This window comes from Brenneria sp. hezel4-2-4 (assembly GCF_013155275.1).
Classification (GTDB): domain Bacteria; phylum Pseudomonadota; class Gammaproteobacteria; order Enterobacterales; family Enterobacteriaceae; genus Brenneria.
On sequence record NZ_JABJXS010000007.1, the window covers coordinates 19,607 to 41,938 of the forward strand.

Annotated in this window: 22 protein-coding genes and 3 pseudogenes; 5 read left to right on the forward strand and 20 right to left on the reverse strand. The window is 48.5% G+C overall.

Features of this window, described 5'->3' with window-relative positions; genetic code table 11:
* The first annotated feature begins 341 nt into the window (after positions 1-341).
* Together HOY33_RS14215 and HOY33_RS14220 are read left to right on the forward strand one after the other, a co-directional pair.
* Positions 342-509, forward strand: coding sequence for a hypothetical protein (locus tag HOY33_RS14215; RefSeq protein WP_172290870.1), 168 nt, complete (start codon positions 342-344; stop codon positions 507-509).
* Between the two features lie 236 nt (positions 510-745).
* A pseudogene (locus HOY33_RS14220) lies at positions 746-1,895 on the forward strand (IS3 family transposase).
* Between the two features lie 111 nt (positions 1,896-2,006).
* Here HOY33_RS14220 and licT read toward each other — a convergent pair.
* From licT to HOY33_RS14240, 4 genes and pseudogenes are all read right to left on the reverse strand, one after another.
* Positions 2,007-2,843 (reverse strand): annotated as a pseudogene (gene licT, locus HOY33_RS14225) (BglG family transcription antiterminator LicT).
* A gap of 206 nt (positions 2,844-3,049) precedes the next feature.
* Positions 3,050-4,084: a Gfo/Idh/MocA family oxidoreductase gene (locus HOY33_RS14230; RefSeq protein WP_223881672.1), complete on the reverse strand. Its 1,035-nt coding sequence runs from the start codon at positions 4,082-4,084 to the stop codon at positions 3,050-3,052.
* 2 nt (positions 4,085-4,086) lie between these two features.
* Complete coding sequence (locus HOY33_RS14235; protein WP_150437295.1) at positions 4,087-5,052, reverse strand: Gfo/Idh/MocA family protein; 966 nt, start codon at positions 5,050-5,052, stop codon at positions 4,087-4,089.
* A gap of 43 nt (positions 5,053-5,095) precedes the next feature.
* A complete protein-coding gene (locus HOY33_RS14240) occupies positions 5,096-6,487 on the reverse strand; it encodes a PTS transporter subunit EIIC (protein ID WP_150437296.1) in 1,392 nt (463 codons plus the stop codon).
* 653 nt (positions 6,488-7,140) lie between these two features.
* Here HOY33_RS14240 and HOY33_RS14245 point away from each other — a divergent pair.
* A pseudogene (locus HOY33_RS14245) lies at positions 7,141-8,067 on the forward strand (IS5 family transposase).
* A 2,029-nt stretch (positions 8,068-10,096) separates the two neighbouring features.
* On the opposite strand, the gene HOY33_RS14250 reads toward HOY33_RS14245, so the two are convergent.
* The 6 genes from HOY33_RS14250 to HOY33_RS14275 are packed head-to-tail and all read right to left on the reverse strand — an operon-like array spanning position 10,097 to position 15,119.
* Positions 10,097-10,795, reverse strand: a complete 699-nt coding sequence (locus HOY33_RS14250) for a TIGR03747 family integrating conjugative element membrane protein (protein ID WP_150437297.1) — start codon at positions 10,793-10,795, stop codon at positions 10,097-10,099.
* Positions 10,788-12,899 carry a type IV conjugative transfer system coupling protein TraD gene (gene traD / locus HOY33_RS14255; RefSeq protein WP_150437298.1) on the reverse strand — a complete coding sequence of 704 codons (2,112 nt, stop codon included), beginning with the start codon at positions 12,897-12,899 and terminating at the stop codon, positions 10,788-10,790. The genes HOY33_RS14250 and traD overlap by 8 nt, the downstream gene beginning before the upstream one ends.
* Positions 12,896-13,393 (reverse strand): integrating conjugative element protein, encoded by a 498-nt coding sequence (locus tag HOY33_RS14260; protein WP_150437299.1) that lies wholly within the window; start codon positions 13,391-13,393, stop codon positions 12,896-12,898. Before HOY33_RS14260 ends, traD begins: the two co-directional genes overlap by 4 nt.
* A gap of 45 nt (positions 13,394-13,438) precedes the next feature.
* Positions 13,439-13,954 (reverse strand): lytic transglycosylase domain-containing protein, encoded by a 516-nt coding sequence (locus HOY33_RS14265; protein ID WP_150437300.1) that lies wholly within the window; start codon positions 13,952-13,954, stop codon positions 13,439-13,441.
* Positions 13,930-14,616, reverse strand: coding sequence for a TIGR03759 family integrating conjugative element protein (locus tag HOY33_RS14270; RefSeq protein ID WP_150437301.1), 687 nt, complete (start codon positions 14,614-14,616; stop codon positions 13,930-13,932). Before HOY33_RS14270 ends, HOY33_RS14265 begins: the two co-directional genes overlap by 25 nt.
* Before the next feature lie 11 nt (positions 14,617-14,627).
* Positions 14,628-15,119: a response regulator gene (locus tag HOY33_RS14275; RefSeq protein WP_150437302.1), complete on the reverse strand. Its 492-nt coding sequence runs from the start codon at positions 15,117-15,119 to the stop codon at positions 14,628-14,630.
* Positions 15,120-15,264: 145 nt separating this feature from the next.
* Between HOY33_RS14275 and HOY33_RS14280 the strand changes: the two genes are divergently transcribed.
* Together HOY33_RS14280 and HOY33_RS20650 are read left to right on the forward strand one after the other, a co-directional pair.
* Positions 15,265-15,510: a type II toxin-antitoxin system Phd/YefM family antitoxin gene (locus HOY33_RS14280; RefSeq protein WP_150437303.1), complete on the forward strand. Its 246-nt coding sequence runs from the start codon at positions 15,265-15,267 to the stop codon at positions 15,508-15,510.
* Positions 15,511-15,648: 138 nt separating this feature from the next.
* Positions 15,649-15,885 (forward strand): type II toxin-antitoxin system VapC family toxin, encoded by a 237-nt coding sequence (locus HOY33_RS20650; protein ID WP_233356447.1) that lies wholly within the window; start codon positions 15,649-15,651, stop codon positions 15,883-15,885.
* A gap of 153 nt (positions 15,886-16,038) precedes the next feature.
* Here the strand turns inward: HOY33_RS20650 and HOY33_RS14290 are convergent, their stop codons facing one another.
* From HOY33_RS14290 to HOY33_RS14335, 10 genes are all read right to left on the reverse strand, one after another.
* Positions 16,039-16,227, reverse strand: coding sequence for a hypothetical protein (locus tag HOY33_RS14290; RefSeq protein WP_150437304.1), 189 nt, complete (start codon positions 16,225-16,227; stop codon positions 16,039-16,041).
* A gap of 45 nt (positions 16,228-16,272) precedes the next feature.
* On the reverse strand, positions 16,273-16,557 hold the full coding sequence (locus HOY33_RS14295; protein ID WP_150437305.1) for a hypothetical protein: 285 nt from the start codon (positions 16,555-16,557) through the stop codon (positions 16,273-16,275).
* 194 nt (positions 16,558-16,751) lie between these two features.
* Positions 16,752-17,987 carry a DNA cytosine methyltransferase gene (locus HOY33_RS14300; RefSeq protein WP_371734386.1) on the reverse strand — a complete coding sequence of 412 codons (1,236 nt, stop codon included), beginning with the start codon at positions 17,985-17,987 and terminating at the stop codon, positions 16,752-16,754.
* 48 nt (positions 17,988-18,035) lie between these two features.
* Entirely contained in the window at positions 18,036-18,218 is a 183-nt protein-coding gene (locus tag HOY33_RS20820; RefSeq protein WP_370541760.1) for a Com family DNA-binding transcriptional regulator, read from the reverse strand.
* 343 nt (positions 18,219-18,561) lie between these two features.
* Positions 18,562-18,816: a hypothetical protein gene (locus tag HOY33_RS14310; protein ID WP_150437308.1), complete on the reverse strand. Its 255-nt coding sequence runs from the start codon at positions 18,814-18,816 to the stop codon at positions 18,562-18,564.
* Entirely contained in the window at positions 18,806-19,675 is an 870-nt protein-coding gene (locus HOY33_RS14315) for an integrase domain-containing protein (RefSeq protein WP_150437309.1), read from the reverse strand. The genes HOY33_RS14310 and HOY33_RS14315 overlap by 11 nt, the downstream gene beginning before the upstream one ends.
* Positions 19,676-20,168: 493 nt before the next feature.
* A complete protein-coding gene (locus HOY33_RS14320) occupies positions 20,169-20,471 on the reverse strand; it encodes a helix-turn-helix domain-containing protein (RefSeq protein WP_150437310.1) in 303 nt (100 codons plus the stop codon).
* A gap of 4 nt (positions 20,472-20,475) precedes the next feature.
* Positions 20,476-20,829 carry a type II toxin-antitoxin system RelE/ParE family toxin gene (locus HOY33_RS14325; RefSeq protein WP_150437311.1) on the reverse strand — a complete coding sequence of 118 codons (354 nt, stop codon included), beginning with the start codon at positions 20,827-20,829 and terminating at the stop codon, positions 20,476-20,478.
* A gap of 449 nt (positions 20,830-21,278) precedes the next feature.
* Positions 21,279-21,485, reverse strand: coding sequence for a helix-turn-helix transcriptional regulator (locus tag HOY33_RS14330; protein ID WP_094107104.1), 207 nt, complete (start codon positions 21,483-21,485; stop codon positions 21,279-21,281).
* Entirely contained in the window at positions 21,482-21,943 is a 462-nt protein-coding gene (locus HOY33_RS14335; RefSeq protein WP_172290872.1) for a hypothetical protein, read from the reverse strand. The genes HOY33_RS14330 and HOY33_RS14335 overlap by 4 nt, the downstream gene beginning before the upstream one ends.
* Positions 21,944-22,332: the final 389 nt, after the last annotated feature.

The following is a 22,332-nucleotide window of genomic DNA, read 5'->3' on the forward strand; positions in this document are numbered from 1 at the left end:
TTAATAAGTCCCAAGAGTTGATGTGCTGACAGGTAGAACCGACTCTTTGTAAACCTGGCAAATAGCCGGGCTGTAACAAGCCATGGCACTAATGAGGGCAGAGAGTGCGGATGTTCATCAGGGCTCACGAAGCCGGATATATGTGTGTGGCTACTTTGTCAGAAAAAGATCTGCCCGTACTTGTATCGGGGAGGTGTCCATATAAGCTATTTAGCATTTCAGGTTCTATCGCCGGAGGACGAAACGGAAATTTTGGCGCTAGTAAAAAGTCGAATGGGTGGTGAACTATCAGTAATTTAGCATCCTGCCGATTGCCCAGTGCTGTATCAATGGTACAGGGTATGGCGGTATTTTTCAGTTTTACTACCTCAGCGAAGGCGATAGAAGTGATCTATTCGTGGGAAGATAGAAAAGCATTGTTGAGTGGCAATTTTGTGATGAAAAACCAGTCGCTTGTTCTGCCAGCTAGGGGCGTCAGTGTCAGTCTTGTTGAAGAGAATTTTGCCTAACTATAAACAGCTGAGAGTTATGGAGCGACGAGCACTTGATTTTGCGTGTTTGGTTGATAGATGGCGCAGGTAATGACGAACCAAAACATTCTCATAAATTTCTCCGTATCGGTTAATCAATCGGAGCACAACACTGTTTTTCCCACTGACCAGTACGTCGGACTTTGAGCTGTCTGATCCTACCCACGAATAGTGGACACGCTGTTAAGCGAGTAAAATCGTTAACAAGGTGAACCATGACGCAAGCAAAATCTGTGAAGAAGACATCCCGTAATCAATATACCCCGGAATTTCGCCAGCAGGCGCTGGCGCTGGCTGAGCGCATCGGTGTGGCCAAAGCTGCCCGGGAGCTCGGCCTGCACGACTCTCAACTCTACGTCTGGCGCAGTAAACAACGTCAGCAGGGCTCCACCTCTGAGCGTGAGCAGCAACAGGCAACAGAAATCGCCCGCCTCAAGCGCCAACTGGCCGAGCGGGATGAGGAACTGGCCATCCTCCAAAAGGCGGCCACCTACTTCGCCAGACGCCTGAAGTGAAGTACGCTTTTATACACCAACATCAGGCGGCGTTCTCAGTGAAAAGCCTGGCCCGGGTGTTGCGTGTCTCGCGCAGTGGCTGAAGCGCCGGCAATCCTCCTCGCTGCGGCAGATGCGCCGCCAGCAGTGTGATGAGCGGGTGGCGCAAGCTTTTATACAGGCAAAACAGCGCTATGGCGCGCCCCGTTTGACGCAGGCGTTGCGTGAAGCCGGCCATGGCTGGAACCGTAAAACGGTGGCAGCCAGTCTGTGACGTCAGGGATTACGGGCCAGAGCGGCGCGTAAGTTCAAAGCCACGACAAACAGCCGGCATAACCTGCCGGTGGCGCCGAACCTGTTGCAACAGGACTTCAGTGCAACGGGGCCGGACCAGAAGTACGTTGGGGATATCACCTATCTGTGGACAGAGGAAGGCTGGCTGTACCTGGCGGTGGTTATCGACCTGTATTCGCGTCGGGTGGTGTGTTGGTCAATGTCGGAACGAATGACGGCGGAACTGGCGTGCAATACGCTGAAAATGGCGCTGTGGCGGCGAAAGATGCCGCGAGGCGTGATAGTTCATTCTGACAGAGGTAGCCAGTATTGTTCCCATGATTATCAGGGTGTTATAAAAGACAATGGACTGATATGCAGTATGAGCGCAAAGGGCTGTTGTTTTGATAACGCCTGTGCGGAAAGCTTCTTCCACAGCCTGAAAGTGGAGCTAATCCACGGAGAGAGGTTCAACACGCGGGAGGAGATGAAATCGGCGGTATTCGAGTATATCGAGATAGACTACAATTGGCACCGACGGCATAGTGCCAACGGCGGGCTAAGCCCGGTGCAATTTGAGGAAAGAAACCTCGCTTAAGGCTGTGTCCACCGTTGCTGGGCAAGATCAGTCAGGAGTAACGATACGCTTAAAGACGACAAACCAGATTACGTATAACCTTAATTCCTTGCAGTTGTTATCATGTTCGACTTAGCACCGGTTATCTTTACGAATCTGTTCGATATGAATGGCAAGAAACATCACTTCTTCTATTGTTAATTCATACTGATAGTGATTCAGCAGATGCGCTTTAATCTTTTCCGCACATTCCCACGCTTGACTATAATTGATTTTGATCGCAGAGTGTAAATTGGTATCGTCATCCTGAACCGTAGAGCGGTTCAGCATCCGTTGCGCAAAGAACTTTAGATGAGTAACAAAGCGATGGTAACTTAAGTTATCCTCTTTATACTCCAAATTGAGCTGATATTTCGTGATATCCAGAACTTCATTTACTATTTGAGTAATGTGGATTACTTCTGGCATTTCATGACCGAGTTGAGCAGTGACCAGATGTAATGCAATGAAGCCCGCTTCATCCTCAGTCATTCTGACGCCAAGACGATTGTCAATGATATCAATCGCTTCAAGACCCAGTTGATATTCTTTAGGATAAAGACGTTTTATTTCCCATAACAATACGTTGCGGATATTGATGCCTTTCTTATGGCGTTCAAGCGCGGAGTAGCAGTGATCGGTAAGTGAGATATAAATATTTTCCTGCAATTCCCCCAGTTTTTGCTTTGATACGTTGATAATACGATCGCATGTCGTCATCACTTCAATAGGAATCTGGCCGAGTAGCTCGCTTAATCTGAACGTGATTTCATCATTTTTTAAAGCAAATATTTTTTCAACTTTTCTGTCATCAAGCATATCGTTGGTTTTTTTTTAAAATCCTATGCCGAGCCCCATAACGACCTGCTCTCGATGGTTTTCGTCCAAGACCACAACGATGTTGTGGTTAATGACTTTGGCAATTTTCATCATAACCTCAGAAAAAATCTGAAAGATTCAGGTTTACCTGCCAATAAAGTAACAGATATGCATGCTAAAATAGCACTTTATTTTTTTAATTCAATATGAAGCAACATCCAGTATTTTCATTCAACTAAGCCGGGAGGTTAGAATAGTCGCATAACGGAAAAATAGGAAATGAAGTGTTGAAAATAACTTCATTCCCAAGATAACGATTATTTTAGGTGAGCCGTTCCTTCCTCCAGGACGGATATTTGCAATATCGTTTGTTCATCAGAAACAAATTTTTCTTTACCACTCACGATGGACTCATAAAGCATATCATAAATACGTCCATAATCGCCTACTTCGGAAGTGACTTTCTCTTCATGATAAGTACCTTCATCATCATAATAAATGATGGTTCCATAGTCGCTGGGATTATCTACGCCAAAGTCGTCGTGATCGGGTAAGTAAAAAAGTTTTAAATGTTCTTCCTGCCGATCTTTTTTCTCTTTGATGAACATTCCGTGTTTGCCATATACGACAAAACTGGGGCGTTCTTTTACTCTGAAGAAACTGGATTTTACCGATACTTTAACAATGCCGTAATATAAGTCCAGATCAAAGTAATCATTCATTCTGCCCTCGCCAAGCAACTGGCGAACATCATAATGAATACGATCGGGATTACCAAAATAAGATAATACTTGATCTAATGTATGACATCCATGACCGTATAGGTAGCTATCGATCTGTGCATAATTTTTACATTGTTCCGGGAAGTAGGGACGATAATAGTCATAGTGCATTTCTACTTCCAGCAGATCGCCTAATTTTCCTGATTCAATGACTTTCTGGGTAGTAAGAAAATCACTGTCCAATCTTCTGTTTTGATAACATTGAATTACTCGATTTTTGTTTTTCGCCAATTCGAATAATTCTTTTGCCTGGCTGGTGGTGTGAGTGAAGGGTTTTTCCACCAGACAATGCTTATTGGCATTAAGAACTTGTTTTGCCAGTTCGTAATGGGTGACGGCGGGCGTACAGATCACAATCAGATCAATATCGGCATCATTTAACAGAACATTGATTTCGTTTGTGTATGTGACATCGGGGATCTCCACCCAGTCTTTTTTCCCTTTATTGGGGGAGTAAATCGTTTTTACATGAAATTTGTCTTTTCTCTGTAATACAAAGGGTAAATGGTATCTATTGGTACTTTTACCATTTCCGATATAACCGACGGTAAGCATCTTATTGCTTTTCATTCTTAATATCCCCCTTTATTGATTCGTGCGGAATCAATAATATCCAAGGCTTGTAAACTGACGTCCAACATAGCATGAGCGCGCTCATAATCCAAATTATCTATGATATGAGAAAATGTTTCAAACTCATAATATAGTCGGTGTTTGTTATCGTTACTATCAATTAACTCCGATTCACCCGTGTTTTTATTCAGAGTGAATGATTTAAGAACGTTCATAGAGCTTTCTATAGTAATATTACCTTCAGTTCCTTGAATCGATATCATAATCGGCGCTTTACAATCTTTTGCGCCAATGCTGGACACTTTGAATTTACCATAGTCTAAATAGAGAATCCCGCTGGTGTCGACGCCTTTCTCTACATTTGAAAAGTATTGCGATGCTTTTGGCGAACCGAATAATCCAATAATGGAATGTATATTATAAATGTTCAAATCCATTAATGCGCCGCCATGCTTTTGCGCATCGAATGCTGGATGAATTATACCTTTCTTGAAATCTGCGTATCTTGATGAGTACTGGCTGTAATTAAATTGAGCGATTTTTATTTCACCCAATATCTTGATTTTTTCTTTCAGTAACGTAAATGCAGGAAGGTAATGAATATTCATTGCCTCAAGAATTATCAGGTTGTTAGCCTGAGCGATCTGTTGCATTTCAATAAGCTCGGATTTATAAGGAACAATCGGCTTTTCAATAATGACGTGTTTTCCTTTTTCCAGCGCTTGTTTTGCAAAGACGAAATGTAAATGATTCGGGAGAGCGATATAGATAGTGTCGACATCGCTCTGTAGCAAGCTGTTATAGTCAATAAAAACATGCTCAATTCCATAGGCATCGCTTAATTTACGACCTTCTTCAATCGTGGCTTCTGTTGCCAAAATAGCGACTAATTTGATATCCAACTCGTTGACCGTGGTCAGTAAATCATTAACGATCATTCCGGTGCCGATAATTCCAATTTTCATAGATTATCTCTGCTCTTTATTTAAAAATCTAAATGGATTTTCATTAATCTTCAGGGTCATTCCATCCCAAAACTAATGTCATGGTAAAACATAGTATGAAAGACATTACCGCCGCAGTTACCGCGTAAATTAAATTGGCATACTCGCTGCTTTTCATAAACATTAATATCGCTACCAAAGAGGGCACGCTGAATGCATATGCTTTAAGTGACACCACACCGATAAAGATACCCGTTATCCCTGACCCAATCATCGTTGCAATGAAGGGCTTGCGAAGTTTTAACGCCACGCCATAAATAACGGGTTCGGTTATGCCGGATATCGCTGCGGTGATGAATCCGGAAATCGAAATGGCTTTCAGATTGGTATTTTTAGTTTTCCAGGCGACGGCCGCACTGGCGGCGGAAAATCCGATATTTACCGCCAACATGGCCGGTAATACAATGGACTCGTGTCCGCTTGTTCCCATTGAGCTAATCATATAGGGCACCATCGCCCAATGCATGCCGGTAACGATAAAAAACGGCAATACTGCTGAAAAGATACCCAACGTCAGCCAACTGAAACTTCCCTGGCTGGCCGAAATAATTACCGACGCGATCCCCGAGCCAATAATATTTCCCAATGGCGCCAGCAGAATCAATGAAACAGGGACGCAAACTAGCAGTATCAACATGGGTTTTAAAATTGTTTTAGCCCATCCTGAAATATACTTATCGGCAATAGGTTCTATGATAGATAAAAACCATACGATAAGAAAGGCGGGAATAACTGACGAAGCATAATGCGAAGCTACCACAGGAATGGTTAAAAATGACGAATTCCCTTGTGTAAACATCGAAATAAGATCAGGATGAATAAGAATACTCACGGTGGCGACTGATAACAACGGGCTGCATTTCATCCTCACCGCAGCCGAATAGGCCACCATGATAGGCATAAAGTAAAATGCCGTATCACTGATAATGCTGAGGATCTTGATCGTGGGATATTCTGTCGATATATTGAATAAGTCCAAAAGCAGGATAACTATCTTAATCATTCCGCAGCCAATAAGCACCGGCAGCAGGGAGCTCATGGTTCCGGTAATAACATCAAGGATTGCGTTGCCAATTTGTTTGATTGACAACGATTTGCCGCGTTCTGATAGGTTTTCTTTTGGCAGGACTAACTGGTCAGCATTATCATTTACTGATATTAATTTCATTAAATCGGCGTAAAACCGAGATACATCCGTCCCAACTATTATCTGATATTGTCCGCCTCGGCGGGATATCCCCATTACGCCTGCGATATTTTTAACGCGTACATCGTCAATTGTATCGTCATTTATTAATACAAATCTTAAACGTGTCATGCAATGGGATAGTGAAACAATGTTCTCGACTCCACCTATTTCACGCAGTATGGCTGATGTTGAGTCCACCGTTTTCATAATAAAAACCCGCCTTTATTTTTAGGAAAAAAAAACCTGATTTGGAGAAATTCCTATTGAAATAGAAACTTCGCCAAATCAGGTTTTGCCCGCTATGCAGCCACAATCCGCTTTGCAGTCACAATCCACATGTATAATTTAATAAAAAACTGGTATTGACAATGTAATCAACACAATATTGTGATCAAGGTCTCATCACTAACTGAATATATGTAGATATCTGACTTACATCGATGTGGCTTCCGTGAAGGGCGTATTAAATAACTTAGTATATTGTGGTGACGACGCTAATTAATTGAATTTTATTGAAAATGAAAGATTTTAGGTTGAATGTGGAGAAGCGTATCTTGGGTCACTGTAGAGAACACATCCTGATTTTTGCAATCTGTATCAGATGAAGCCTTATCGGAATTTCGGGGATCATGACGTAATCACAGAAACAAATCTGTGGACTTCGATTTACTGTGTTGATGGATAACAGGAATACTCGCCTCCTTCGCTCGCCGGTCAGTCTCTATAGCTGGTCGTTCATAACGATTGGAGTGCCATTCATATCGAAGGAACGACATAAATATTGCGGCTTAGTTGAATAAATCGAACTTTTAGGCAATTGGCGGATCTTATCACGAAAGTCGTTTCAACAGTGGGCTGCCATGGCAAAGCAAAAGTTTAAAATTTCCAACTGGTCTGCCTACAACAATGCGCTCAGGCAGCGTGCCTCCCTGACTGGGTGGCTCGTGCATGGACTGATTGTGCTCACCCTGAAGGTCGTGGCCGACCGTTTCACTACACCGATATGGCCATCACAACGGTTCTGATGTGTTTAACCTTTCGCTCCGCGCATTACAGGGCTTCATTGACTCTATTTTTAAATTAATGACCTGTATTATGTTGCCCGGATTACTCTCTGGTCAGCAAACGAGCAAACGAGCAAACGAGCAAACGAGCAAACGAGCAAAGGGCGTCAATATCAGTATAAAAATGCCTACCCGTGGCGAAATCTCCCACCTCGACATTGACGCCACCGGACTGAAAGTCTTCGGCGAAGGCGAATGGAAAGTCAGGCAGCATGGGGCTGACAGGCACAGAGTATAGTGCAAGCGTCATCTGGCCGCGGACAGTACAACGCATGATATTATCTGTGCCGATTTATCGCTCAGCGGTACGACAGATGCGCAGGCACTGCCGGGACTGATTAACCAGACCTACCGGAAAATCAGGGAAGCATTAGCTGACGGTGCTTATGACACCCGTTACTGTCATGATGGGTTGCTGAGGAAAAAAATCAGGCCACTTATTCCGCCACGAAGCGGTGCGCACTACCGGCAGACAAGTACCAAGAGTGTAACCGCGCCGTGGCGAATCAGTATCTGAGCGGCAGTAATGATACCTGGAAAAATAAAGCTGGTTATCACCGGCATTCAGTGGCAGAAACGACGATGATTCCGAATCAAAACCCTCTGGGCGGTCATCTGAGCCTGCGGGATTATGACGCGCAGGCAGGCGAAGCGATGGCAATGGTTAAAGCGCTTAACCGGATGACGTTGTTGGGGATGCAGGACAGCGTCAGGATCGCATAACGAGTGCATCGGTGGGAACCCTGCTGTTGGCTGGCTCTGAATTATTCAACAAAGCCAGATATTGCATCAATTTTCTCGGAACAGCCATCAGGTAAATCAGAGCGTTGTTTGTTACGCAGAGACATAATTGCAATACGTTTCATGAATATGTGATGTATCCAACCATAGGATAATATCTGCGGTCGGAAAACGTAGATCGAATGTTCTGCGATGATAACTACTTTCACATTTCCAGCGAGAATCTCTTATCACTCTGCTACTGAACTTACTTGCCATTAGTTTAGGCCAATTTTGCCCTCATGTCGCGATGGATCTCTGGGGACCGGCCTGTTTTCCCCTATTTGGTGCCTAATGAAGATCTTCCAATTTATGCATTTTATAAAATAACAATACGTTTTTTTGGGGGGAGCAACGTTATGAGTAGGTTAGTTGAAGAGAAAAGTCCAGAAAGGAACTTGTGTTTTCATGATGTAGTCATTCGTTGTCGCCAAATAAAAAAGGTGTATTACAAGGAGAACAATACCTGAATAATAATTTTCCTTTGGTTTTTCTTGTTGTTATTAAATTGATGATATATGGAGACATCTTTAATGTCAAATGTATTCGATGTATTTTTGTATATAACATTGTCCTTTATGAGTTTCATTACCTCATTAATTTTATCTTGTATTGAGTTGTTCTCAGTTACGTGAATTCAATGCTTAAGGTGAAAATGAGGAAAATCAATATCAGGCCTCTCTTTCCAAAACGAAGGTGGAACACTCTAGTCAGATAAAAAACCATAATGAATGAATTGCCCTCCACGTTTTAGTGCATAAGATGTGCACATAGCATCATATCCACCCACACAATCAAGTACGGCGTCAACACCATCTGATTTTTTATTTAATTAAGTTCATTATAGTAGTTCCTATTGCCAAGTATTATGATGCTGTAGACTGTGTAATTATTAATAAAACCTTTTTCAGGCCTATGTCTTATGATGGTTATTTGGTTTTTTTTCATGCAGTTGGCGATGCGAATAAGCATTCTTCCAATCGATGAATTAGCCGCATTAATTATAAGATTTACGTTATCTCTAAGTGGTAATCTTTCTGACGTGATTAATAATGCTGTCATGGAATTAATATGACCGATAGCTGCTTGTTGTTCTGATATATCATTGGGGATAGAAAAAAACATTTCGCCTAAATATTTCTACTGGTTTGCCAGGCCCCCATGCTGCCAATAGGTAATATGAGCTATTTTATATTTAGATCCGTTGCCGATGAACCAATATTACTGATTCTACCTACCCCCTCAAAGCTAGGAGATAAGTGGGTTTATTCTCGATTTATATGCTCAGAAAATAGTGATTAAATCTGGTGAATTAATGGTGAAGAATCATTCTCACTCGTTCCATATTCGGTAATATATCTTCACAGTTACACGTTGATTCTATTTCCCGGGGTCTCTTACAATCGATCTTGTATACTCTTCTCTATACATATTAGTATCCTCCCCCATATGTTTGTTGATTTTAGCATTTGCTATAGTATGGCGGAATAGTCTTTTTATAAAAATCTGGTTGTTATGAATAGTAGGATACTCATTATTATATAATTCAATCTATTGGTGGTGATTATTTCTTATAATCATGTTCTCTGATGTTGAATATTTTGTTATAACTGGTATTGTCAGTGTTTTTATATGAAATATCCACTTCTATATATAAGGTGTGTTGGATTTTTTTTTCGCCAGAAAATAATGGCTCATCGCCTAATCCGGTTAATAACCAATTCAAATGTTATCATCTTTCCAGTTTCATCTGTAGGCTATGTTTATTTGTTTCGGGAAATTGTTGCCTGGAGCGGATTTCTGTTGGTGTGTGGCATTTTAATAGAAATAGATTGTAAGTTAGATGTTTCTCATGTTTGGTGCTCGCATTATATTAAATAGCTTCGCATAATAGCGCTACACATGTAGATCATAACAGGTCTCGCACGATTAGACGTGAAGCATCAAGGTGAAAGTTATTTTATTTAGATGTTCACATGTATTTCTTAAACGCCCCCACTGTAATTGAAACCGTCACCCCCAGCAGAAATGCCGCCGGCAATAAAATCACGCAGGGATTGATGGAGGACGGCAATGAAAGATAAATCATCCACGCCAGAAAAAACGTCGGGATAATGGTTCTTTTGGCGTGATGATAGATAAAGCCGGACTCGTATCCACAGCCGAAACGGCGAATATCACGACGCACCAGTCCGTCAACGATCCCAGTCAGCGCCGCGAGGATAAAGAGTAGAGAGGTTAATAGCAGAATAAATACTCTCAGTACAAAGGTCAGCGTGATATAAATCGTTGCTTTGACATAACTGTCTAACCAGTAAAACCAGTCGCTGTCTTGTTTATGGCGTAGCTGTTCCAGCCAGGGAACGAATCCGGTATCCATAAATACCCACTGCCATGTTTTACCCAGAATAATATCCAGTTGGTTCACCGGATCCGACATTAGCAAACTCCGGGTGACATTTTCCGCAAACCAGTTTAATTCCGTCTCCATCATTATACGGCTGTGTTCCGCGCCTTGTTCGGACCAAAGAAAAGCGATCCCCAGCCATTCAACAATCAGGCTGAAAAACAACGAACCGATAAGCGCTGCGCAGATCTTTCCCAGACTCGACAACAGCGTGGAAAGTACTCCTTTTGGGTGGGCAACAGGCTGGTTCGGGGTCTCACTCATCCATTCCTTCCTGTAGTGTGGACAGCAAATCTGCATGATGGGGGACGGTATCGGGGAGTGTTGCGCTATTCCACCATTGCTCCCCGGTACGATAACTAGCTTTCATATATTCCGTCAGTTGCAGGACACTGTCTGGCATAAAGGTGTCGTCAATTGCTGCGGGTAGCGGCATCCTGATTTTCCATAATTGCCCGCCTTCCAACAGAGCGAAAGCTTGTCCTTTCGGAAGCTGGATCAATGCAGCCGGGTCGATAAGCGGCACGCTGACGGCACTGACGCGATCCTGAGTATTGCTGATAAAATCCGATTCATGATCGGGATTGGAGGAATCAGTGACGCCCGAGATGACCGTATTGGTCAGCACGTCCACATTGTGTAACTGCGCGGTCATCAGCTCTGCAGTGGCGGTTTCGCGCACGCGCAGCATGATCAGATTGTTGAAGTTGCCGATAACCTGCCGGGCTTTTGCCGCATTGCCGAGACGAGCTTCAATATCACTCAGCGTTTGGGTGTAAGCGGTGACCTGGATATTTGCGCCGCCGCCTTTGTTAATCAACGGAATAAATTCATCGCCCATCAGTTCGCTGAATTCGTCGCAATGGAGATTAATCGGGACTTTTGTCTGGCTTTCATCCTCAGGCAGGCCATCATTGACGCCGAATTTATAAATATATCCGGCAACGCTGACCAGATCGGCGAACATACTGTTACCCACGGCGGCGGCTACGTCGGTATCGGATAATGCGTCCAGCCCCACGTACACAATACCGCGCTTACGGATGATCTGCTGCCAGTCGAATATCGGGCGGGGATCGTCCAGATCGCTGTACGAAGGGGCCAGTAATTGCGCCGTTTTCCCGGTAGTCAACTTTTCTAATAACGGCAGTAATGAGGCCACGATTTTATCAAAATACGTCTTATCATAACGCACCGCTGAGCGCAGACCGTCCAGAATGGGATCATAGAGCCGTGTTGCGGCCAGATACTGCTCCAGCGCCACGACATAGTTATCCCGACCCTGTAGATTACGCGGCGTATTTTTGTCGGTCACTTTCCCGGCTATCTGCGCAATAACATCCCAGGCTTTGGGTTCATGTTTTGGCAGGTAATACTGCGCATAGCGGATAAACAGATCGTCGATATTGATAACGTGCCGGGAGATTTGCAGGTAGTCCGGTCGATGACCCAGTTCAATCAGGGCGCGAGCGATAATATTTACAAATCGCCACGCAAACTCTTTAAATGCGGCGCTATCCCCCTCGCTGGAAAGCTGTCCAGCGATACGCCCGGCCACTTCAGAGATACGGCCAAATCGCCCGATGGCGTTATAGCGCGCGCTGATATCCGGCCAGCCGAGATGGAAGACGTAAAATTCATCTTCGCGACCGGCGCGTTTCGCTTCAGCGTAAGTCCGGCGCAGTAAATCCGCGTCACCTTTCGGATCAAAAATGATCACGACCTCGCCACGGCGGATATCTTGCGTAATAAACAGTTCTGCCAGCCGGGTTTTGCCCACGCGGGTGGTGCCCATGACCAGAGTATGACCGACACGCTCGCCCAGCGGCAGGGTGACGTCGGTTTCATGCAGTTCGATGCCGTGCAGCAGGGGGCTGCCGCCAACCGGGGGCAGCGGGCGTACCGGGTTCAGCCAGTGGTTGTGGGAGAGACAGCGTCGGACAATAGGAAATGGCGCATCGCAGACTTTTTCCAGTTTCCGGGCCTGTTGATACAACCAGTGAGGATGCACGTATTTGGAGACTTCCGGTCGTCGGCAGGTATGCAGGCGCTGGGTGTGTTTTTGCTCCCAGCGAAATCCGCGTCCGATAAACAGCAGGTGGCGGCTGACCGGCACCCGATCGCTGGACATTACATAACACGGCAGCCGGCGAATATTGCGTCGATAGCGCAAAATGGTCAGCCCTTGCCGTCCTCTGAATCCGGCAAACAGCAGAAAGCCCCCGGCCAGCGGATAGCTGACGGAAGGCGAGAGCATCAGTGACCACGGCGCGACCAGACAGATGGCGCCTGCCGCCAGACCCGCTGCGGCGCTGTAGAGTTCCACTGCCGGACGCAACAGGGTTTCGATGACGTGACGGTCGCTCATTGCGACAGCCCGGACGCCGTGATGAGCACCGGATACGCAGCCAGTTGCAGACGCTGCGCCAAATCGTCGCCGTTGACGGGGAGCAGCGTAAGATCGCCCGCTTTTTCACGCAGTGCGCGTAAACGTTCTGCGGACGCCACGCTGACGACCAGCCCGGTGGCGTTCAGTGATGTCAGCTTCGTTTTGTTTTTACCCAGCCATTGCACAGAAAGGGGGTCGTCGCCGATTAAAAACAGCGGTGTCATGCCCGGCAGCGACAATCGGCGCGGTGTGACGGGGCCGGGATGCAGACGTGAGGAAAGAACGGGGAAAACGGCTTCCGGTAAAGGAACAGGAAGTGCGGAAGAAGAGGCGGGTGCGTCCGGTTCAGGCGCAATGGCGCTGAATAGCGGGGCGGTGGATTCGCCGCCAAGATCGGCGATGACGATCGGTGACGCGCCAGCCTGAAATGTGGTAGCAAGCAGAACGATGGTTGGGGAAAAGGCTTTCAGCATGGCATGAATTCCTTATTTTCTGATTTCATGAGTTCATGGCGGAGATTACAGGTGACGGAAAACCTGCTGGCGATAGCGTTGCGCCGGTTTTCCGCCTGCCGGGCGGTGGTAGCGTCCGACGGCTTCGGGCCAGCTCTGCCATTTGTCGTAGTGGCGGCGCAGCAACGTAGCGGTGAGGTGCAGATTGGGATACGGCGCAAGCGCCTCACAGGGATGGGAAAAATGGTGGCCGTTCCAGCCGAGATTGATTTGTCCCAGTCCGGCATCAATGCGCTTTGGGCTGGTGGTGCGCAGGAACCGGTGCAGGGCGGCGCAGGCTTGCTGTCGGGTGGCATAGCGGTAACCTTTTCCAGCTACGTTGAGCGTCCATGGCCATGGTCTGACGTCCTGCGCCAGGCGGGCGCCGCTTTCCGTCAGCGCGACGGCGTAGAGAAGATCAGCCGGAACCTTGTTCAGCCAGGCGACCTGCCGGTAGCCATAGGGAATATCCGGCGCCGCATGGACGGACAGCGCGAACGGCAGCAAAAACAGGGATATCAGGGTGTGGTAACGGGCAGCCATGCGTCCCCCCGGCGTTCGAGTACCGCAGGCATTTTCCCCTGGCCATTTTGCATCCAGCGCCCGCCGTCATGGTTGAGGGTAATTTCCCTGCGCTTCACCCGCGTAATATCAATACGTTTGCTGATGGCCCAGCGCCGCAGGCGGGCATCATCGTTGTTGCTGTCGACCAGATAGAGGTCGAGCGGATGGTCGGATTGAAGCAGGACGCTGAGCCGGGTATCGCAGGCCGGACAGTTTTCCGACACAAAAACCGCCAGACGGCTGTCTTCATGCGCAGTCGGGAGCGAGGCTGCGGCTACCGGCAGCACATCCGGGAAGCGGCGTTTCCACGCAGCGTCGTAGGCGCGTTGAAACGCCAGCTCTTTTTCCACCCGCTGAAACTCTTTTTCGACCAGCAGGTCGGCGTATTTACGGCGCTCGGCATCGGTGGCGGCCTCCACGCCGAGTGTGGTGAGCGGATCGAGATCCGGCGACCAGATGCCGCGTTCGCCGCGTTTGAGTTGTTCGTAGCGCGTCCATTCTTCCGGCGTCAGTCCCCAGCGTTGTGCGCCTGAGAGCGTGGACAACGGTTTTTCAGCGCTGCGGGTGGTGTCCGTGGCGGTTTCGGTGGCGGCCTGCGCCAGTGGTATGGCGCAGGCGAACAACAAGGGCAGGATTTTCATGTCGCCTCCCGTCAGCTCATCAACCGGTCGGTGGGCGCGCGTTGAAAACAGACGGTGCGGGTCACTTCATCCGTGTTCATAACCCATGCCTCTCCGGCAATCACCCGGAGCGCATCGTCTATTCGCATTGGTCCCATTGAACGCTGGATATCGGGCAGGGGGCTGGCAAATAGCTGCCGCGTGTCACGGGTCACGGGCAGACACAGTCCGTAGCCGGTGCCGGAAAGCCAGGCGCGCAGCGCATCGCCTCGGGTGGCGGTCGGCCGGTTTTTCTTTGGCGCGGGAAGGGCATGGCTTGTCACCTGACGCAGTGGAAATGTCAGTGTTTCATCCGGCGTCAGACTGACCAGCGTGTATCGTGCGGTATGCACGACTTCAATGGGCGCGGGAGTGGCGGAGATGCTCTGGGTGTGGGTTTCGGAGGGCGTAACGGTGGCCGTCTTTGCTGTACAGGCTGACAGGATAAGGATTACGGTGATGGGCCATAAACGGGATTTCTTCATGATATGCTCCGGTAGTGGGAAAGGCCGGGACAGAATGAAAAAAAACGCGGGGAAAAGCGGCAAGAAACTAAAATCCTGACGTTGGACATTTTATCCTTTGAACTAAACTAATATGACTTAGTCCGTTAGTTCGTCTGGAGGTATTATGCAAACAGTGAACATTCATGAGGCGAAAACCCATTTGTCCCGGCTGGTTGATATGGCCGCGAAGGGGGAGTCCTTTATCATAGCCAAAGCCGGTAAGCCGTTGGTCAAAGTAACGGCATTGAGCGCGCCGGAGCCTCAGCAGGAAAGGCGGTTAGGGTTTATGGCGGGCAACATCAACGTGCCCGATGACTTTGACCGGATGGGCGAAGGGGAGATTGAGCAGCTTTTCGGCGGTGACAAATGAAATTTTTACTCGACACCCATGTGTTGCTGTGGGCATGCCGGAAAAACTGTCTTCATCAACAGCGAAGTTGCTGGGTTCGCCGGAAAATGAGCTTTTTTCAGCGTAGTCAGTCTTTGGGAAGTCGTCATTAAGCGCGGGCTGGGACGTGACGATTTTCAGGTCGATGTGCGATTGCTGCGCAGGGGGCTGCTGGATAATGGTTACAGCGAATTACCTATCGCCAGCGAACATGTTGTTTCGGTCGAGAGTCTGCCTGCCGTTTACAAAGATCCTTTTGATCGTCTGTTGGTGGCGCAGGCGACAATGGAGGGCATTACGCTGTTGACCACCGATGCGCTGGTTGCACGGTATCCCGGCCCAATACAGCAAATTTAGGCGACGTCTTTCACCTGTAATGGCTATGGAAACCTTTACTGAATCATTATTTTTTCATGTCATGACGCATCATAAGAATGACGTCCGTTAAGACGTAATGGGGTTACATTACGGGATATACGAATTCAGGATTGATTTTGCGCAGCGAAGTATTCAACGCATAATGGATGCGCCGGTTGCTGTTTTAAGAGAACGGGGAATTAGCTTTCCAATAATATCGTCAGGCATCCAGCTTTCAATAATCACTATGCCGGCGCAGCTGCGCAGTTGAGCATGACGTACAGCAACTTCCTCTATGCTATTGATGTTGATCGTGGTATCGCTGCCACATGATTTTTCCATCGTTGCTCCTCAGGTGTTTATGTTGTCGAAGTCATGACGGCTATTTCACTTATACCACCATGTATCAAATTGTTCGGCGAAATTTGCCGCCTGCTGGAGATCTGCACCGAAATGTTGTGTGAAATAACCTTCGGGCGTGGCGTAATTTACCCTGCAGCCATTGTTATGGCACTCCATTACGGCTGCGTTGGTCTGGTATTTTTGGGCCAAACGAATGAGATCATCAAGCTGGAAGCCATGTTGCAGCGCGGTGACCAGCATGGTCTGTACCGCCTGCATTTCAATATTGTACAGGCACTGGGTCAGGTTCTGGATGTTGGTGTCGGTCATGGGGGCTCCCGCAGGGATAATGAAAAGAGGATTTCCGGTTTGCGCTCTCTGCTTGGAGGAAATAGCAGAGATAGGGACGCTGTCAGCGACAGCAGACTGCCGGCGTAGTGAATCTATTCCGGGAACAACGCTGAATAAAAAACTCACATTCGGTTAAATAAGAAAACTGCCTGCTTTCGGCAGGCGGCTTATTATTAAAGAGATGCTGACAGATAATTACTGATCCGTGCTCCCAGCCATTTTATAACCGGAACCGGCATTGAATTGCCCAGCGCTTTATAACGCGGAGAATCTGGACAGTCCTGCGTCGTTTTCCCCCTCCAGGGAATACGCGTGTACTGATCGGGAAAGCCCTGCAAACGTTCATACTCCACAGGCATCAGGCGGCGAACCGCATATTCACTGATGACGGCATGCAGGGTATGCGACGTATTATACAGGGGGTAGCACAATTCAGCCGAGAGGCCCGTATGATGCCCGCTATTTTTTGGGGTACGATGAATAATATTGCTGGCAATACAGGTCGCCGGAAAGACAACCAGATCATGCGCATCTTTATAATCGCAGGCATTACAGGTGCTGCTGATAGGGCTGGCTTTGTATTCACCTAATCGCTGTTTGTTATAGACGATCGCGGACATGCATTTCTCGTCAGTACCTGCCGCAGAGGTTGGGGTAATCGTCGTCCGGACGCATCTGCCCGGCGCAGGATCCCTGCGCACGCTCGGTAACTCAAACAATATTTCGGCGGGATCGACGTGTTCTCCAGCACTTGCGATAACAAACAAACGCTTGCGGCGCTGGGCGAGTCCGAAATGTTGGGCATCGAGCACTCGCCATGCAATGGCCCTGTGGGCGCCATACACACAACCTGCGCGGGGCCATTTGGGAATATGCCGACGGTATTTTTTCGACCAGCGCCAGAATGCCGAAGATTTTTGCGGCGTGGGTGGGAGACCGGGTCTGAATGGTATATCCGTGCCAGCCAGTCCGGCAAGGAAATGCCCAAAGGCGTTGGTGGCGTCACTGAGGACTCCGGGAACATTTTCCCACAGGATGAGTGCGGCATGTTTATTGTTCTCCTCTCGTTTAACATCAATGGCGTCAGCCAGCCGGATATACGCCAGAGTAAGTTGTCCACGCGGATCGGCCAGACCCCGTCTCATGCCGGCCACGCTGAAAGACTGGCAGGGTGTGCCTCCAACCAGAATATCCGGGGCGGGAATATCACCACTCGCGATCCTGTCGGCGAGCAGCGTCATGTCGCCGTGATTAAGGATGCCGGGCCAGCGATAAGCTAATACTGCAGAAGGAAAAGGCGCTATTTCACTAAACCAGAGTGGTCTGGAGTGCAGGTTCTGCCATGCAACACTGACAGCTTCAATGCCACTACAGACAGATCCGTACGTTAATGTATTGTTTAATGTCACTGTTCCCCTCCGTATGGCTGGGATGCTCATGGCATTCGGTTAGGCAGCTCAGTGGCTGTGGGTGAAGTGATTGATGGTTTTACAACGCGGACACTTGATATGAAGGCTGGAGAATGGACCTGCAAAGGCCAGCAGGCGCTGACATTGCCCACACCGCAGGGGGTGTTCAGTTTTCTTTTCCGTCATGACTCCTCTCTTCGATAAGGATATGAAGTTGCATGATGAGACCATGCAGAGAAAAGAGGTACTAGAAATTCAGACTGCCGGCGCGATAAATATGGAAAGCGCCCGTTAAGGGCGCTGACAGGTGTTTGCCTGGAAATATAAGTGTAATAAATTCCCGGATATGATCTTACCAATCATACCGATCCGCATATGAGGAAGCTCACATGGAAATGATGCTGTGGTGGTCGGATTATCTGGACATCAGCCGCGAAGGATATGTCGCGCCGTATATTTTTGCGCGACAGCATAAGGCCGCGGGTACAGCCTGGCGGTTAATTCTCTGACAGGAGCAGATCCTGACGAACGGGATCTGCTTCTTTGCTTTCTGAAAGGTTTTACCTTCGTATTTTCAACGATTAATCGGGAAACGTCTAAAATTATTCCGGCAGAATATTTTTAGGTCGTTACCTATCAATACGGGAAGTTTTTTAAAGGAAAACTTATCGTCATAGCGACGATAAAAAATCTGCACCATAGGATGGTTTTCTGCCGACACGACACTGCGCCAGAACCCGATATTCCGGCTAACTGCACCAGTTGCCATCCGTCGGGAAAACGCAAGGTTGCACCAGAGACAAGAATCATCCATCGTTTCAACACCCATAAACCTGCGCCACATAACGCCCGCGCCCGTCGCCGTGGCCCAAATCCATCGCCGTCAGCGCCAGCGCCTCTTTTTCACTGAATCCCTGCGCCAGATAATGACGAATGGCATCCTGCGCCCAGGCGTAGCGCAATGAATGCGGGGAATATGCGCCGGTCAAGCCGATACGCGACGCCTGACCGTGCCAGTATTTCATCGCAGTTTTCAGGTCGGGCCTGTCAATCAGCTTGCCGTTGCGGCTCTCTGCCACAGCCAGCGCATTTTCCAGCGCTTTTCTGACTGCGCCAGCATCCAGAATTACCGTTTCGCGAGGCCGTCCGCCTTTAGTGCCGAACACCACGGTAAGCCGGGTTTCGCCGCGCTCCAGCGCCTGTTTCCACGTCCTGAGCGATTGCGCACACTGCACTGCTTCCTGAGAGCGCAATCCCATCAACCTTGAAAGCTCCAGCGCCGCTGCCATCCCGGTGTTTTTTTCACGAGCGGTTTCCAGCGCCTGCCGGTAATGCTCCGCAGTAATGGCCTGCCGGGTGCCGTTACGGGATGCGCCGGATAAGCCGAGAGATTTATTGGACAGCCGTTCACTGGTGGCTAATCGATCACGCCCGGCTTGCTTCAGCAGACAGCGGAGCGCCGCCATTTCGTTTTGCAGGCTGCGTTTCTTTATGCCCTGCTCCAGTCGTTCCCGAACGTAATTCTCAATATGTCGGGCTTTCAGTTGCTCCACCCGGCGGATCTGTACATTCTGTTCCAGTAAGCGCTCACAAAATCGCTGCGCCAGCGCCATGCGATCGTGGACGGTTTTATGACTGCCGCCCGCCTGCCGCGCCAGCGTTTTCATTTCCTGCTCCAGAATGCCCATTTTCTCTTTCCCCTTTTCATGATTGCCGCAACTCCAAAATCTGATACAACTTTTCCCCGGCGCGTAGGCCGATAGCCCCTGATATTCGTCGGGGCTGCGAACGATACCTGAGCGCCGGGGCGGCAGCCGTTGAGGTGTTGCGGGGCTTCGGTTGTGCTCTCTGAGCAGCCGCCAGCGTTAGCTGGTTATCCCCCGGATCGTCCTGATCCCCCTCCGGTATCGGTTCAAGTTCTCCTGTGAGTGAAAGTGGGTTGAATCACGGTGTCAGAATCCCGCCGTGCGTTGGCGCAGTTGAATTGTCTGGTGCAGTAACATGGCGCTGGTGCGTCACTTTCCCGCTCGGCGCGGTTAAAGTGACGCACTGGACTGGCGCAGTGAGTGAAAATTGAAATTTTGGTGCAGGATTGCGGTCACGCGACAGCAAAGCCTACGTCAATGCAGGCCGCAGCCCGTTATAAGGGAGCTGACGCTCCGGTTCAGGGAGCGTCAGTATTTACAGTACAAATCCGTAGTGAGAACCATCCGGCAGTTCAACATCAAGGCGCAGTTTGCCGCCGGTCGCCTCAACGTAACGTTTAAGCGTGGACAGTTTCAGGTCGCGGCCCGGTTTTTCCATACCGGCAACGGTAGGCTGCCTGATGCCCAGAGCCTGCGCCATTTCAACCTGTGTTTTTTGCACTATCTCACGCAGTTCGGCAAGGTGGATGTTGAGCAGGATGTCCGCCGACATCGCCTGAGCGTCGGCCACGACTTCCGGTTTTTCATCCGCAAGAAGCTGTTCGAGCGTTCTGCCCATCGCGTTACTCCTTATCATCTAATGTCTTCAGATAATTCGTGAATTCCCGGTCAGCAACCGGGATCATCTGGTCATAAAAACGTTTTTCATTGCCGACCTTGTTACCGCCGCAAAGCAGAATGCCGGTTAGGTAAGGATCGAAGGCGAAAAACACCCGTATCGGATCGCCCCGGCTCTGAACGCGTAGTTCTTTCATGTTGCTGTAGCGAGAGCCTTTAATCGTATCGGCATAAGGTCTGGGCAAACCCGGCCCTTTTTGCCGCAGAACGATAAGCGACGCCAGCACGTTGGTTCGATCGATGGTACTGAGTGAACTGAACCAGCCGTCAAATATGTCCGTTGTTTTAATCGTCCACACAGGACCTCCTTATTAATATAGCGTAAAGCCTATATAGGTACAAAGCGATAATGAAGAGACTGAAGTCGCCCAAGGCGAAATGCATTCCTCTTTACCGGGAAACTAAAGGCGTATTCCAGTCATCATTACATGTTGTGTAAATGCGTCTTCGCTTTGCGGCGCAGGCCTCAAAAACAGCGGGAAGGTGAAGCAGAGTAGAGAATGACCTTAACCGCAATGCGGTCCGGCATTTTCAAAGGTTGATGCCGGTAAAAAGGCGACCATCCTGATACATCAGGCGCTTCTCTCAGGTCATGAAGCATTTTGTGCCGGTGGGATATTACTGCTCAGCACAAGGTGCAGATAAGAGAAAACTGTTTTTCCCTTTTAAAGGATTATTGGTCGATTTTTGGCAATCTGATAAACAGGAAACGGCGCAGAACCCGTATCGGATCTGCGCCGGTGGAACATCAATGGTAGCGAGAAGGCCAGATTTGCTCAGGCGCGACGCCCAGCGCTTCAGCAATCAGCCTTTCCCCTTTGGGCCAGTGTTTTGTCAACGCATTCGCCAGCGTGGAAGAGGCCAACCCTGCGTTACGCGAAACCGCTGCCATCGACGTTCCGCGCTTTTTCAGCGCCGCAATAATATCGGCGGGATGCCAGTCCTGTTGGTTCATGCGGTCACCTCATCAATGCATTTCACGCCGTCAGCAGTGCGTATCCAGCGCGGAGCTTTCAATTCAGCGGCAAAGTAATCAACCAGTTCTGCCAGGAGCCAACACAATTGTTCTTCCGCTTGTGGCGGAAACATCCGGCAAAGCAGAAGCTGAGTCAGGGTAAAACAGTAATCGCAAAGCGTATCCGCATCAGGGGCAAAACGAGGAGAGTTTGTGGGCAAGGTATCAACGGTCAGACAGTCTATCAGGTGAGGCGGAATAGGATCGCGCAGGCCCGGTTTTAACAGCGCAAGCGCGGCGGCGAGCCTTCCGCACAGTGCCATTTTTAGCGCCGGATCGTAGCTTTCTGCCTGAGTCTCTGCGAGCTTTTCGCAGCGGTCTGCCAGTACGGTGAAATCCGTGGCGGCGCTGAAAGGAACGGTAAGTAACGGGTGAGTCTGGGTGAGGATTGTAGCCATATTGGCAGCCTCCTGTAACGGGTAATAAACCCACCACCGAAGAGACCAATCTTGTGGGTGGTGGACTGGACGGAGTTGGTCTTACCGGCGTTACAGGAACCGGCGCATCTTTCGATGCCCCCGCCCAGCCCACCATAATTCAATAGTTGTGCTGGATTTACGGTATAAAAAAAGACGCAAGGCGCGTCATATACCGCCTGTAACAATTCGGGAGACCAATCCCGGCACCTGATTTTGCAGATGCGCTTAAAAGATACTGCTTTCTGTTAGCAGTAGCAAGCGGGGTTTTTAGAGATAGATCGCAGAAAATAAAAACGTTATTGATGAGTCTATAACCAGCTAATAAATAACGGTTTGAGTGACGATGTAGCCTATCAAAAATATAAAAA